The sequence below is a fragment of the Mangrovimonas sp. TPBH4 genome, assembly GCF_001280505.1.
Taxonomy (GTDB): Bacteria; Bacteroidota; Bacteroidia; order Flavobacteriales; family Flavobacteriaceae; genus Mangrovimonas_A.
In genome coordinates, this window is record NZ_LBIO01000062.1 from 116,912 (window position 1) to 130,923 (window position 14,012).

15 protein-coding genes are annotated in these 14,012 nt (G+C 39.4%); 12 read left to right on the top strand and 3 right to left on the bottom strand.

Going from position 1 to position 14,012, the window contains the following annotated elements; translation table 11 throughout:
- The first annotated feature begins 18 nt into the window (after nt 1–18).
- Nucleotides 19–1,332 carry a tyrosine--tRNA ligase gene (tyrS, locus tag ZA05_RS16325; RefSeq protein WP_053992761.1) on the top strand — a complete coding sequence of 438 codons (1,314 nt, stop codon included), beginning with the start codon at nt 19–21 and terminating at the stop codon, nt 1,330–1,332.
- A 104-nt stretch (nt 1,333–1,436) separates the two neighbouring features.
- Here the strand turns inward: tyrS and ZA05_RS16330 are convergent, their stop codons facing one another.
- Both ZA05_RS16330 and ZA05_RS16335 read right to left on the bottom strand, forming a co-directional pair.
- A complete protein-coding gene (locus ZA05_RS16330; RefSeq protein WP_053992762.1) occupies nt 1,437–2,417 on the bottom strand; it encodes an acyltransferase in 981 nt (326 codons plus the stop codon).
- Nucleotides 2,418–2,488: 71 nt separating this feature from the next.
- Nucleotides 2,489–4,216: a T9SS type A sorting domain-containing protein gene (locus ZA05_RS16335; RefSeq protein WP_053992763.1), complete on the bottom strand. Its 1,728-nt coding sequence runs from the start codon at nt 4,214–4,216 to the stop codon at nt 2,489–2,491.
- Nucleotides 4,217–4,502: 286 nt separating this feature from the next.
- Between ZA05_RS16335 and ZA05_RS16340 the strand changes: the two genes are divergently transcribed.
- Both ZA05_RS16340 and ZA05_RS16345 read left to right on the top strand, forming a co-directional pair.
- Entirely contained in the window at nt 4,503–5,186 is a 684-nt protein-coding gene (locus ZA05_RS16340) for a response regulator transcription factor (RefSeq protein ID WP_053992764.1), read from the top strand.
- A complete protein-coding gene (locus ZA05_RS16345; protein ID WP_053992765.1) occupies nt 5,186–6,235 on the top strand; it encodes a cell wall metabolism sensor histidine kinase WalK in 1,050 nt (349 codons plus the stop codon). Before ZA05_RS16340 ends, ZA05_RS16345 begins: the two co-directional genes overlap by 1 nt.
- Here the strand turns inward: ZA05_RS16345 and ZA05_RS16350 are convergent.
- Complete coding sequence (locus ZA05_RS16350; RefSeq protein WP_053992766.1) at nt 6,209–7,264, bottom strand: glycosyltransferase; 1,056 nt, start codon at nt 7,262–7,264, stop codon at nt 6,209–6,211. The genes ZA05_RS16345 and ZA05_RS16350 overlap by 27 nt on opposite strands.
- 159 nt (nt 7,265–7,423) lie before the next feature.
- Here ZA05_RS16350 and trmB point away from each other — a divergent pair, with 159 nt between their 5' ends.
- From trmB to ZA05_RS16395, 9 genes are all read left to right on the top strand, one after another.
- On the top strand, nt 7,424–8,104 hold the full coding sequence (trmB, locus tag ZA05_RS16355; protein WP_053992767.1) for a tRNA (guanosine(46)-N7)-methyltransferase TrmB: 681 nt from the start codon (nt 7,424–7,426) through the stop codon (nt 8,102–8,104).
- Nucleotides 8,101–8,733 (top strand): LysE family transporter, encoded by a 633-nt coding sequence (locus tag ZA05_RS16360; RefSeq protein ID WP_053992768.1) that lies wholly within the window; start codon nt 8,101–8,103, stop codon nt 8,731–8,733. Before trmB ends, ZA05_RS16360 begins: the two co-directional genes overlap by 4 nt.
- A complete protein-coding gene (locus ZA05_RS16365) occupies nt 8,730–9,059 on the top strand; it encodes an MGMT family protein (RefSeq protein WP_053992769.1) in 330 nt (109 codons plus the stop codon). The genes ZA05_RS16360 and ZA05_RS16365 overlap by 4 nt, the downstream gene beginning before the upstream one ends.
- Nucleotides 9,060–9,273: 214 nt before the next feature.
- On the top strand, nt 9,274–10,407 hold the full coding sequence (locus ZA05_RS16370) for an Mrp/NBP35 family ATP-binding protein (RefSeq protein WP_053992770.1): 1,134 nt from the start codon (nt 9,274–9,276) through the stop codon (nt 10,405–10,407).
- Nucleotides 10,408–10,431: 24 nt separating this feature from the next.
- A complete protein-coding gene (locus ZA05_RS16375; RefSeq protein WP_053992771.1) occupies nt 10,432–10,674 on the top strand; it encodes a NifU family protein in 243 nt (80 codons plus the stop codon).
- 101 nt (nt 10,675–10,775) lie between these two features.
- On the top strand, nt 10,776–11,837 hold the full coding sequence (locus ZA05_RS16380; protein ID WP_053992772.1) for an NAD(P)/FAD-dependent oxidoreductase: 1,062 nt from the start codon (nt 10,776–10,778) through the stop codon (nt 11,835–11,837).
- Between the two features lie 42 nt (nt 11,838–11,879).
- Nucleotides 11,880–12,227 (top strand): four helix bundle protein, encoded by a 348-nt coding sequence (locus ZA05_RS16385; protein WP_053992773.1) that lies wholly within the window; start codon nt 11,880–11,882, stop codon nt 12,225–12,227.
- A gap of 37 nt (nt 12,228–12,264) precedes the next feature.
- Complete coding sequence (locus tag ZA05_RS16390; protein WP_053992774.1) at nt 12,265–12,594, top strand: 2Fe-2S iron-sulfur cluster-binding protein; 330 nt, start codon at nt 12,265–12,267, stop codon at nt 12,592–12,594.
- A gap of 60 nt (nt 12,595–12,654) precedes the next feature.
- Nucleotides 12,655–13,998 carry a hypothetical protein gene (locus ZA05_RS16395; RefSeq protein WP_053992775.1) on the top strand — a complete coding sequence of 448 codons (1,344 nt, stop codon included), beginning with the start codon at nt 12,655–12,657 and terminating at the stop codon, nt 13,996–13,998.
- Nucleotides 13,999–14,012: the final 14 nt, after the last annotated feature.

A 14,012-nucleotide genomic window follows, 5' to 3' on the forward strand; every position in this document is an offset into this window, starting at 1 on the left:
TGATCAATAGAAAATATTATGGCAAATAAGCTTGTTGAAGAATTGAGATGGAGAGGAATGGTGCATGATATGATGCCCGGAACCGAAGAACAGTTGAATAAGGAAATGACCACCGCCTACATTGGGTTTGATCCCACATCAGATTCTTTGCATATTGGAAGTTTGGTGCCTATTATTTTATTGGTGCATTTGGAAAAAGCAGGCCACAAACCAATTGCTTTGGTTGGTGGTGCGACAGGAATGATTGGGGATCCTTCAGGGAAAAGCGATGAGCGAAACCTTTTGGATGAAGCGACTTTAAACCATAATGTGGCTGGTATAAAAGGCGTGCTGTCTCGCTTTTTGGATTTCAATTCTTCGGAAGCAAATGCTCCTGTATTGGTGAACAATTACGATTGGATGAAGACCTTTTCATTCATCGATTTTGCTCGTGAGGTAGGAAAGCGTATTACCGTTAACTACATGATGGCAAAGGACTCTGTTAAAAAACGTTTGTCTGGAGAGGAAGGAAGCGTTGGTATGTCCTTTACAGAGTTTACCTATCAATTGATTCAAGGATACGATTTTTACCATTTGTACAAGCACCACAACTGTGTCTTGCAAATGGGAGGAAGTGACCAGTGGGGTAATATCACCACGGGAACGGAGCTCATCCGTCGTATGAATGTGGGGGAGGAAGCCAAGGCTTTTGCCATGACTTGTCCATTGATTACAAAGGCAGACGGTTCTAAATTCGGGAAGTCTGAAGGCGGAAATGTGTGGTTGGATGCCGATAAAACCTCGGTGTATAAATTCTACCAATTCTGGTTGAACACAACTGATGAGGATGCCGAAAAGTATATTAAGATTTTCACCTTTTTAGATAAGGACACTATTGATGCGCTAATTGCAGAGCACAAGGAAATGCTGCATGCAAGAATTCTTCAAAAACGATTGGCAGAGGAGGTGACTACTTTTGTTCATTCTAAGGAAGAATTGGAAAAGGCAGTAAAAGCTTCCAATATTTTGTTCAGCAAAACGTTCAAGGCGGACATCCAAACTTTGGATGAAAGCACCTTTTTAGATGTGTTTGAAGGGGTTCCGCAAGCAGAAATTTCTAAAGCAGAATTTATAGAAAGTGGATTGGATATGATTGCTGCACTCTCTGCCAAAACTGGATTTTTAGGGTCTAATAGTGAAGCTAGAAGAGCACTCAAGGAAAACGCCGTGGCTGTGAACAAAGAAAAGGTGAAAGAAGATTATGTATTAAGTGAGGGCGATTTGATCCACGGACAGTACATCATTTTGAATAAAGGAAAGAAAAACACTTACATCATTAAGTTAGTAGCATAAAAAAACGCCCGGAAGCAAACCGGGCGTTTCAATTAACCAACCAACTAAAAAAATAAATTTGCTTTTTTCTTAGCAAACCATTGGTCGGGAAAAATTTAAAAACCTTACAGGGCCATTAAATTACAGCCTCTAATATCTGAGTGATCAAATCGGCCAATGACTTCAAATGTGTTATTTGGGTAAACGCGGCCAAGATCTTGAGTGGCAATAAAGGCACATGAGTTTAGGTTGGCAAGGTCTATGACGTTGATGCCTCCCGTTTTATGATGGTCTACTAAAGTTAAGGGGTCCTCAGGATCCCGAGTGAGGATTTGCATCCATGGAGGGCATTCAAAAATACCTTGGCCTTTCGAGTAGCCTTGGCTCAATAATTCAGTCATGCCATATTCGCTGTGGATATGTTCAACCCCAAATCCTTTTTTCAGAATTTGATGGAGTTCTTCTCTAATCAATTCTTTTCTGCGGCCTTTCATGCCACCAGTTTCCATTACAATGGTGTGTTTTAAATCAAACTGAAAGGATCCCACCAAATCCAAAAGGGCAAAGGAAACACCTATAAGCAAGGTCTTTTTTTGTTGGGCTTCCAATGCTAGGAGCTTCTCCTTTAAATCGGAAATATTGTGCAGGTAAAAACCACTTTCAGGTTGTTTGGATTGATTAATCATATCGTTCACCATATAAATGAGTGATGAACCATCACGTTCCAAGTAGGAAGGTAATAGTGCTAGAACCACATAATCCTCAACTGGGCCATAAAAATGTTCGAACCCTTTTCTAAAACTGTGTTCATATAGAGAAAGATCGGTAACATGATGTTTGCTGGTAACAGATCCCGTTGTGCCCGAACTGCTAAAGGTTTTTTGAATTTCTTCCGTACTACTGATCACCTCATGCGACTTGAAAAATTGAATGGGTAGAAAAGGAATATCCCGATAGTTAGAAATATCGCTGGGATGGATGTAGAGTAAATCGCAGAACGATCGGTATACAGAGTTGTACTTAAATTGAAACTTAAAAACGTCCAGGGCTACTTTTTGGAAATCCTCCTGAGTTTGTATCCCGAAAATGTCTTGGGCTGATATCATGATGACAAAAGTAGGTAAAAATAAAAAGCGTTGCCATGGCAACGCTTTTTAAAGATTCAGACAAGGTCTGCCTAATTTATGATTAATTTCTTGGTAACTGAAGCATTGTTTTGTTCCAATTGTAAAAGGTATAACCCAGGGGCAAGAGTACTTACATTTAATTGGCCATTTAAGACATCGGTGTTCAAAACATTTTTACCCAATACATCATAAACTGTTACTGAAATATCACCTTGGTTAGCTGTGGAAATCGTAACAATACCGGAGTTTGTTGGGTTAGGGTGGAGTGAAAACTCAATGCTTTCAAATTGACCTATGGAAAGCGTCATATCCATCAAACTTCTTGAAGTAATTTGTGGTGAACCATTATATTCATTCACAAGAGCCACAACAGGAACCGCTCCAGTGGGGATGGTGGTTCCAATATAATCGGCTTCACTAAAATTGGTTCTGAAATTGATTGTGGAGCCATCGCTTAAGTCGTAGTTGCTGGCAGATGCAAAGGTTGATCCTGCATCTGTAAAGGTTGCGTCTACAATCTCTATCAGTTCGGATTCGTAATCTTCCCAATCTGTTAATAGTGTAGCAATGCTTACTACTTCTGGAGTTACGGCGGTTCCTGTAGAAACGGAGGCATCCTCCATTGGTACAAATTGCAACACGCCGTTATATTCTGTAGTCTGTCCAATAAGACCGTCAATACCATCATTTTCTACAAAGCTTGTGGTAATGATGCCTGAATTATCGTCTATTAAAATACCTGCACTGGCATCTTGAATGTACTTTTGGTTTCTAAATGTTCTGGTGTAGGTAACGGTTGGTGTACTCAATAGTTCGTAATAGTGCCCTTCTCCATTTGTGGTAACATCGGCTCTCAAAGCAGCTAGATTTTCTACCTGTATAATTTCTTCAACCTCAAATTCTACCGAGGCACTTACTTCTGGGGTGATTGGGTTGTGGTTGTTGTCTGCAAGATACATTTCAACTAGATATTCACCTCCGTCGGTCACCGTAATTTCGATGTCGTCTGTATCGTATTTCATAGGTTGCGTAACGGCGCCCTCACCACTAACAATACTCCAATGGATGTGTCCATCTATTCCTTCTCCGGGATTTCCAACTACAAAATTTTGAACACTTATAGAGAGGGTTACAGAACTGGTTCCTGGAATAAATTCTTCTCCATTGGAAGGGGAAAGAATGGTTAGACTTGGCTCTGTAGAGCCTTCGGTGCTGTAGGTGCCCATTGGAAACTCAGAACCACAGGTGTCATTACTAGTGCAGCCATCAATGGCATCGGGGCCACTGTAGCTCCAATTAGCCAGTACAAAAGTGCTGCCATCAGGTCCGGTTCCGTCAACACGGTAGGCCCATCCATCCAAATATTCCCAAGCTTCTCCGGTTCCGTCAACATTGATGTCTCCAAAAGTGTCTATAACAGAACTGTTAAAGAACAATTCCAATGCATCGTCACCATTTACATTGGCAGCATCGGAAACAAAATCGGGTGTAATCCCGAAATAATCCATTACAGAAGTGTCATCAGAAGCGATGTAAAGATACTCCCCAGCCGTAGCGGATCCAGATAGTGTGATTTCTGCATCGTCCGTACCGTCGCCATTGTTGGCGGAACCAAATCCGTAAAGCGATAAATCGGCAACGTCATTGATAACATAAAGCTCGACAACCTTGGGAAGACCTCCCGAAAGTGGGCCGTCAAAAACACCGGATATTACCATATCCTGGCCAAAAGATAACATTGTGGTAAGCGTAAATACCAAAAAGTAAATTTTTTTCATAAATTTCAGTGTTTAAATTAGTAATGCTGTTCCTACAAATATAAACAGAAATCCAACCGAATTAATGAGATTGAAAATATAAATGCTTATTTTACAATAAATTAACGTTGAATTTAAATAAAGGAAATAAAACTGTAGGTTATGATTTTTTGGAAAAAAATGGGTAATTTGTAGGACATTACATAAGGGTAAGTGAAAAGTTATCTTAATGTTATCATTATGTAAGGAAGTATAAATTTTTGTTATTAGTTTTATCTTTGACCCTGAAAAGATTACAACAAAACCGATGAAAAAAAAGGACATAAAAATTCTTCTGGTTGATGATGAACCAGACATTTTGGAAATTGTAGGATACAACCTTTCCTCAGAGGGCTATCAGGTAATTACCGCAGAAAATGGTCTTGAAGCCGTTAAAAAGGCCAAGGTAGAAAAACCTCAATTGATAATACTGGATGTGATGATGCCAGAAATGGACGGTATTGAAGCTTGCGAGCAAATGAGGAAGATTCCAGAATTGGGAGAATCCATCATCACGTTTTTTACAGCCAGGGGAGAAGATTATTCCCAAGTGGCAGGCTTTGAGGCCGGAGCCGATGATTATATTACCAAGCCTATCAAGCCAAAAGTGCTAATTAGTAAAGTGAAGGCTTTGCTAAGACGTCTTAAGGAAGAAAATGCCACTGAAAATGTGATGAAAGTTGGTAATTTGACCATCAATAGAGAAGAGTATAAAATTTCAGTGAAAGGGGAGGAAATTGTCCTGCCTAGAAAAGAGTTTGAATTATTGTCATTATTGGCTACCAAACCAGGGAAGGTGTTTAAAAGAGAGGAAATACTGGACAAGGTTTGGGGCAATGAAGTAGTGGTTGGTGGACGAACGATCGATGTTCATATTAGAAAACTAAGAGAAAAAATAGGAGATGATAGCTTTAAAACCGTAAAAGGGGTAGGCTATAAGTTTGTAGATTAATGCAGAAGAAAAAAATAAAGAAATCGTATAAGTTCGCTATTAGGACTTCTACTTACATTACACTTTTTTTAACGCTCTTTATGAGTGTTTTTTTATATACCTCCAATCTAGAATATTGGTGGATATTAATTTTGGGTTTTGCGGTGGTGTGCTACCTGTTTTCCTTTGCCGTAATACAATACCGAGTAGAGCGTTTTATTTACCGAAGGGTTAAAAAAATCTACGACGACCTTACCTTGTTGGAGTCTACCACATTGAGAAAGCAGCCCATCACTACAGATATGGCTACCCTTACGCATGAAATCGATAAGTATGCCAAGGACAAAAAACTTGAAATTGAAAGTTTAAAGGTAAGGGAGGAGTACCGCAAGGAGTTTTTGGGTAACGTAGCTCATGAACTTAAAACCCCTTTGTTTACGGTTCAAGGCTATTTGGAAACTTTAATTGATGGGGCTCAAAATGACAAAAAAATTCGGGAGAAGTATCTGGAGAGAGCAAATAAGGGAGTAGAGCGCCTTATATACATTGTGAGCGATTTGGATATGATTACCAAATTGGAAGCTGGTGATTTAAGGTTGAATGTCGAAGTTTTTGATATTGTTGAGTTGGTGGAGAATGTATTTGATATGTTGGAGATGAAGGCGGCAAAGAAAAAGATCTCCTTAATATTTGATGTCGATTATGTGGCTCCAGTAATGGTAAGAGCAGATAAAGAACGTATTCAGCAGGTGCTTACAAACCTTATTGTGAATTCTATAAAATATGGTCATGACAAAGGTACTACCGAGGTAAGTATTGAAAACTTGATCAAGAATAAAGTAATTGTTCGGGTAACGGATAATGGCGAGGGGATTGGAAAGGAGAATATACCTAGATTATTTGAGCGCTTTTTCCGTGTTGACAAAAGTGGATCGCGAAAAGAAGGAGGTTCTGGACTGGGGCTTTCTATTGTGAAGCATATTATAGAAGCTCATGAAGAAAAGATATATGTGGAAAGTGAAATAGGAGTGGGTAGTGAATTTTCATTCACCCTTGAAAAGGCTGAATAGCTTTTTGTAATTCACATCATATTCCAATTCTGAAAGGCCTTGATAGGTGTTCACGCGTTCCAATTCCTCCAAACTGAAATCATCTTGCTTACAATAAGGGACCAATTTCTGGCTGTCCAGTCTTTTGGCAAGATATTCCTGTTCAAATTGACCTGGAGTTGGAATAAAAAAGGCTTTTTTGCCAAGTTTAGCCAAATCCATCACAGTAGTGTATCCAGAACGGGATACAATTAGCGAACTTTGGTGGATGGCGGCTTCCAGTTGCTCACTTCCCATATAATTGTAAATGGTCATATTGCCCATTTGTTCACAAGTCTGCTCAGCTTCCATCACTCCTTTTATAAAAACAGTTTTGAGGGACTGGTCTTTAAAAAGCTCCAAAACTTTCTCTTCCAAAAGTGTGCGTTGTGGTTCTGGTCCCGACAATAATACCATGATGTCATAAACATCTTTGGAGTTTTGCTTCTCAAAGCGGCTGATGGGACCCAGATATCTCAATGGGATTTCAAAATTATCCACATGGCCAAGTTGGCCACTTAGGTTTGGGGATTTCAAACTGTCCGGAACCCAGCATTCATTGTACTTCTTGATGTAGGATTGGTGCATGAGTGTACTAAACCAGGTGGTATTGCCACTTAATACTCGTAATTGGTGGGAAATAATCACAGAAGGAACCTTCTTGGAATAGGCTCCAAGTCTGTTGTCCGAAATAATGCCGTCAATATGGTGGGATGCAATGATCTGGTCGACCATCCTGTTTTCAGTTCTTATGGCTTTTAAAATGTTAGGCGCATTGGCAATCAATTTCAGTTTGAACCACTGTCCTTTTTTAGCGTAATGGATTTTATAAGAAGGCAGTTCCAAGGATTCTAAATCAGGGAACTCTTTTCTTAGAAGAGCCAGGGCGTCCCCATCGGAGGCGATGATAGGTTCAAAATTATGGGCTATTAAAGCACGGATAATTGGAATGCAGCGGGTGGCGTGACCCAATCCCCAGTTAAGGGGCATGACTAAAATGCGTTTTTTCATAGTGACGCTAAAGGGCTTTCGGTTGCTTATAGGTTTCTATCGGAAACTTGTGTAGCCACAACCTCCCAATATGCACTAATAATCAAAGATAAGTATAATACTGCTTCCATATATTTCCTTAATTTTACCGAATCTTATTATAAACATTAAATTGAAGTAGTGGGAAGTAAAAATAAGCTCAAGCGTTTTAAGGAAAATGAGACGTTTTCAAATGTATTTCAGCCTACAAGGGATGAATTGGTGAATGCAGAATTTAAGTTGAAAGGGAACTGGAATGACACAGTTTTTAAAAACGATCATCCGTTGGTGTTGGAATTGGGATGTGGAAAAGGAGAGTATTCCGTGGCCTTGGCGCAAAAATATCCAGAGAAGAATTTTATTGGAATCGACATTAAGGGAGCCCGTTTTTGGAGAGGTGCCAAGACTGCTGTGGAAGATGAGATTCACAATGTAGCTTTTTTGAGAACACAGATTGAATTGATTCAGTATGCCTTTGCTGAAAATGAAGTGGATGAAATTTGGATAACATTCCCAGATCCGCAGATTAAATACAAGCGCACCAAACACCGCTTGACCAATTCGGAATTCTTAAAGCGTTACAAGCACATTCTCAAGCCAGAGGGCATTGTCAACCTAAAAACCGACAGCGAATTTATGCATGGGTATACCCTTGGATTGTTGCATGGTGAAGGGCACGAAGTGCTGTATTCCAATCATGATGTGTACAGACAGGAAGGGAGTCCAGAAGAAGTAACCAGTATTCAAACTTTTTATGAGAGTCAATATTTAGAACAAAACAAACCAATTACGTATATTAGGTTTAAAATCAAAGATTCTTGAATATTACCATAGCCTTTGTTTTGGGATTCATGGCGGCTTTCTTGGCGGTTATGCCTCCTGGTTTGTTAAATATGACCGCTGCCAAAATCAGTTTAAGGGAAGGGCATACTAGAGGAATCGTATTTTCTGTTGGTGCCTGCATTATTGTATTTTTCCAAACCCTGATTGCCACAGTTTTTGCCAGATATTTAAATAAGCATCCTGATGTTGTAGAAATTTTGCAACGGGTAGCCTTTGTGATTTTTGTGTTGGTTACTATCTATTTCCTTTTGGTTGCCAAGGGCAGGGAGAAAGTAGAAGAAGAGCTGGAGCCAAAAAGTAAGCGCAGTAGGTTTTTTCAGGGGATTTTTATGTCCAGTATCAATGTGTTCCCAATTCCGTTTCAAGCGTATATGGCCGTTACTTTGGCGTCCTTGGGTTGGTTGCAATTTGATACCACAAGCATTGCAGCCTATGTGTCTGGAGCAGCCATGGGATCGTTTGCAATGTTGTATATCTATATGTTCTTCTTTGAAAAAATCAAGCACTTACAGTTTACCTCCCAAAAAAACATGAACTACATTATCGGGGGAATTACTGGAGTCATTTCTTTAATCACCTTAGTCAATATCATTAAGGATTTAAAATGAAACCTGAGACCTTAAGTTTTTTTGAAAAAGTATATGAGGTCGCCAAACAGATTCCAATGGGGCGCGTAACCAGTTATGGTGCTATTGCCAAATACCTTGGTGCAACCAAAAGCGCCCGAATGGTGGGCTATGCCATGAATGGTTCAACAGGAAAGGAAGTGCCCGCTCACCGTGTTGTAAATCGTTTGGGACTGCTTACGGGAAAGTTTCATTTTGAAGGTTCCAATCATATGCAGCAGCTTTTGGAAAGCGAAGGTGTATCTGTGAAAGACAACCAGGTGCAAGACTTTGAAACGGTGTTTTGGGACCCATCAGCCGAGTTATAATCATACAAAATTTCAGCATAAATCATTTCAATTAAACTGTTTCTCAATCTAAACAATTCACTGTATATTTGCATTTTAGAATAAGTCTAAATTAGTGAGTTTTAGCTTTTTGTAATTTGGTTGGAATTGGGCAAGAACAACCCTGGTTAAAACGAAACCTAAAAGCTGAAAACAAGATTCAAAACAGTAGGAAATTCTGAGTAGAGAGTACATTATGAAGTTAAAAAAGCAAGACATATCGAAGGCACTTGAAAGTATTTCAGCTCCTGGAGAAGGACAGAATATGATTGAGAGCGGTGCCGTAACCAACATAGTAACTTTTGGAGATGAGGTGGTAGTGGATATTACGATTTCAAACCCAAGTTTACAGGCCAAAAAGAAAACCGAAGTGGAAATCATGAAAGTCATCCACGATAAGGTGTATGAAAAAGCCAAAATCAAAGTAAACGTGAAGGTAAATGCGCCGGAAAACCCAAAGAATGAAATCAAAGGGAAGAAAATTCCTGGGATTCAAAATATCGTTGCGGTGGCTTCTGGAAAAGGTGGTGTTGGAAAATCTACCGTGACTTCCAATTTAGCGGTGTCATTGGCAAAAATGGGATTCAAAGTGGGGATATTGGATGCCGATATTTATGGACCTTCGGTGCCAATCATGTTCGATGTAGAAAATGAAAAACCCGTGGCTGTAAATGTGGATGGAAAGTCTAAAATGAAACCCATCGAGAGCTATGGTGTGAAGGTGTTGTCTATTGGATTTTTCACCAGACCAGACCAAGCCGTTGTTTGGCGTGGACCTATGGCCGCAAAAGCATTGAATCAAATGATTTTTGATGCCGCTTGGGGAGAGTTGGATTTCTTATTGCTCGATTTGCCTCCAGGAACCGGTGATATTCATTTAAGCATCATGCAATCCTTGCCTATTACTGGAGCCGTTGTGGTGAGTACACCGCAAAATGTAGCTTTGGCCGATGCCAAAAAAGGTGTGGCGATGTTTCAACAGGAGAGTATTAACGTACCTGTTTTAGGTATTATAGAAAATATGGCCTATTTTACACCAGAAGAACTGCCTGAAAATAAATACTATATTTTTGGTAAGGAAGGTGCAAAAAATTTGTCTGAAGATTTGGAAGTGCCATTTCTGGGAGAAATTCCTTTGGTACAAAGCATTCGTGAAGCTGGAGATGTAGGTCGTCCTGCTGCGCTGCAAACAGCCACAGCTTTAGAGCAATCTTTCGAAACTCTTACTAGAAATGTGGTAGAGCAAGTAGTAAGAAGAAATGAAGATTTACCACCAACCGAGGCCATAAAAATTACAACAATGGCAGGCTGTTCTGCTATTAAAAAATAATAAGTCACATTATTCACTTAAATAATGACATCAGAAGAATTAAAATTAAATGTAGAGAAAGCGCTTGCTGAAATCCGTCCTTTTTTGGAAAGTGACGGAGGAAACATTTCCTTGGTTTCAATTGAAGGCGATAAATTGGTAAAAGTACAATTGGAAGGTGCCTGTGTAGGGTGCTCTGTTAACCAAATGACTTTAAAATCGGGCGTTGAGATGACCATAAAAAAATACGCCCCTCAAATCGAGGAAGTCATCAATGTGGAGCTTTAAAAAGGAGCCATCTTATATCAAATCGATTAATTTTCTAAATGACAAATATCATATAAATCAATATTTCATGTGTATATTTTTGTCGCTGAAAGAACTAATTCATGATTAAAACAGATATTCTTATCATTGGTGCTGGACCAACAGGACTTTTTACGGTGTTTGAGGCCGGTTTACTAAAATTGAAATGCCATCTCATAGATGCATTGCCACAACCTGGAGGACAGTGTTCCGAAATATATCCCAAAAAACCGATTTACGATATTCCGGCCTATCCAGAAATTCTCGCGGGTGATTTAACCGAGAGGCTTTTGGAGCAGGGCAAGCAGTTTGAACCTGGATTTACTTTGGGTGAACGCGCAGAAACTATCGAGAAATTGGAAGATGGTAGTTTTATTGTTACTACCAATAAAGGAACAAAACACCATGCACCCGTAGTGGCTATTGCTGGTGGTTTGGGGAGTTTTGAGCCTAGAAAGCCTTTAATCCACAACATTGCTAATTTTGAAGATAAGGGTGTGGAATACATGATCAAGGACCCAGAAGTGTACCGCAACAAAAGGGTGGTGATTGCAGGTGGAGGAGACTCTGCACTGGATTGGAGTATCTTTTTAAGTGATGTGGCTTCAGAAGTGACATTGATCCATAGGCGAAATGAGTTTAGGGGAGCTTTGGATTCTGTTGAAAAAGTTCAAGAACTGAAGAACAAAGGAAAGATCAACTTGATTACTCCTGCAGAGGTTGTAGGTATTTTGGGTGATGATCACTTAACCGGTGTGGTCGTTACAAAAGCAGACCATATTCCAACGGAATTTGAGATAGAATGTGATCATTTCATTCCTCTTTTTGGTTTGTCACCTAAGTTGGGGCCTATTGGCAACTGGGGCTTGGAAATCGAAAAGAATGCCATCAAAGTAAATAACGCGTTAGATTATCAAACGAATATTCCTGGTGTTTTTGCCATAGGAGATGTGAACACTTATCCGGGAAAATTAAAGTTGATCCTTTGTGGATTCCATGAAGCAACTTTAATGTGTCAAGCAGCCTATCAAATTATCAATCCAGGGAAGCGCTATGTGTTAAAATACACGACGGTAAGTGGTATTGATGGTTTTGATGGAACCAGAAAAGAAGCGCCTAAGGCAGTTGTGAAATCAATAGAATAGTACTTAGTAATTGGTAGTTAGTAAATAGTAAAAAATAACTCTATGGCAGTTCAGAAATTTGAAGAACTTCAAGTTTGGAGGAAATCACAAGATTTTTGTGTTGCTATTTACAATAACTTCTTAGGGCTAAAGGACTATGTCTTTAAAGATCAAATAACGAGGGCTTCTATTTCTGTATCCAATAATATAGCCGAAGGTTTTGATAGAAATTCAAATGCAGAATTTATCCGGTTTTTATATTTTGCAACAGGCTCGAGCAGTGAGGTTAGATCAATGTTGTACTTGGCTTCGAGATTAGGATTTCTTTCAGAAGACATCTCAAATAAGTTAATTGAAGATTCCAATGAAATATCTCGAATGTTATACGGTTTAATCAAATCATTGAAATGATGAATTTTCATCGATGACTCTAATTACTAAATACTATATGTCAGACATAAACATTACAATTATAGATCGCGAAGGGGTGTCTCATAACATTGAGGCGCCTACTGATATGGCCATGAACCTTATGGAGGTGGTGCGTAGTTATGAATTGGCTCCCGAAGGCACTATTGGTGTGTGTGGAGGAATGGCCATGTGTGCGTCTTGCCAATGCTATGTGTTATCCGATCATGAACTGCCAGAAATGCAGGATGAAGAAGAGGCTATGTTGGCCGAAGCGTTCTATGTGAAAGATAACAGTCGCTTAAGTTGTCAGATTCAGATGACGCCTGAGGTGGAAGGGCTAAAAGTGGAGTTGGCTCCTGAGTCTTAATTTTTTAGATTTAATTTGGATTAAATCCAAATAGCGTTAATTTTGTGCCAAATTTTTCAAATGAACCGGCACATTACTTTCTTATTGATATTCTTTGGTTGGGCAGTTTCGGCCCAGCAAACCATTGATCAGGCTACTTACGAACAGCTGAAATCTGAAATCAAACAGGAGCTTTTACAGGAGGTCAAAGATTCCATGACCGATAAAAAGCAAAATTGGTTCTCTCTTAGCCGGTTTTCATTAAACGGTTATGGAGTGGTTAATTACTACAACTACAACTACGATACAGATCCAAACCTAAAAGATCAGTTTGATCCAGAACGTTTAAACCTATATCTAAGATATCAATTCAATGATTGGATCAATTTCAAATCCGAGATTGAATTCGAGCATGGAGGTACTGCAACTACCTTAGAGTTGGACACTCAGGAGGAGTTTGGTGAATTTGAACAGGAAATCGAAAAAGGTGGAGGCGTTAAATTAGAGCAGGCCCATATCAATTTTAAAATTCTTCCTTATTTCAATGCCCGTGTTGGACGTATGAAAATGTACTTCGGGTTGCACCAAACTTTGGATACGCCTACACGATATTTTACTACACACCGTCAGGAAATGGAAAACGAAATCCTGCCTTTGGGATGGTATGAAAATGGAATTGAACTCTATGGAACCTTTGCCAAAAGATTCATCTATAAGTTTTATGTGGTAAGTGGCTTGGATGCCAGTGGGTTTTCTTCTAGAGGGTGGATTAAGAATGGATACCAATCCAGATTTGAAACTTCCAATGCAGAAAGTGTGGCCTTGGCATTGCGTTTAGACTATAAATTTGGAACGCATAAGGACACTTTTGTTGGCTTTGCAGCCTATATGAATGATGCCGCTGCCAACAGACCTAAAAACGACATGGATGATCCTGCCTATGTCACGATGGTAGAAGGGCATATTAGCTACAACGAGGGGAACCTTCGCTTTAATGCCATTGGTCTTTACGGAAACATTCAAAATTCTGATATCGTTTCAAAGAAAAACGCGAATCTTTCCAATAACCTTGGTGTAAAAAGAACTCCGGTAGGTAAAACTGCTTTGGGAGTTTCTGCAGAAGTAGGTTATAATATTTTACCACATTTAAATGCTTCAACAAAACAGATGCTGTACCCATTTGTTAGGTACGATTACTATGATACCATGCATACGGTAACCGGTGAGATTATTGACAACCCAAGATGGGAGCGTAGCAGTATCACTGGAGGATTGAATTGGTTTGTACATCCTCAAATTGTATTCAAGGCGCATTATTCCGATAGAAAGCTAGGTTCAGAAAATTATGATTTGGCCACTTTGGAATACACGGGTGAAAGACAACATGAAAAAACATTCAGTACAGGAATAGGATTCTTTTTCTAATATATAAATAAGTT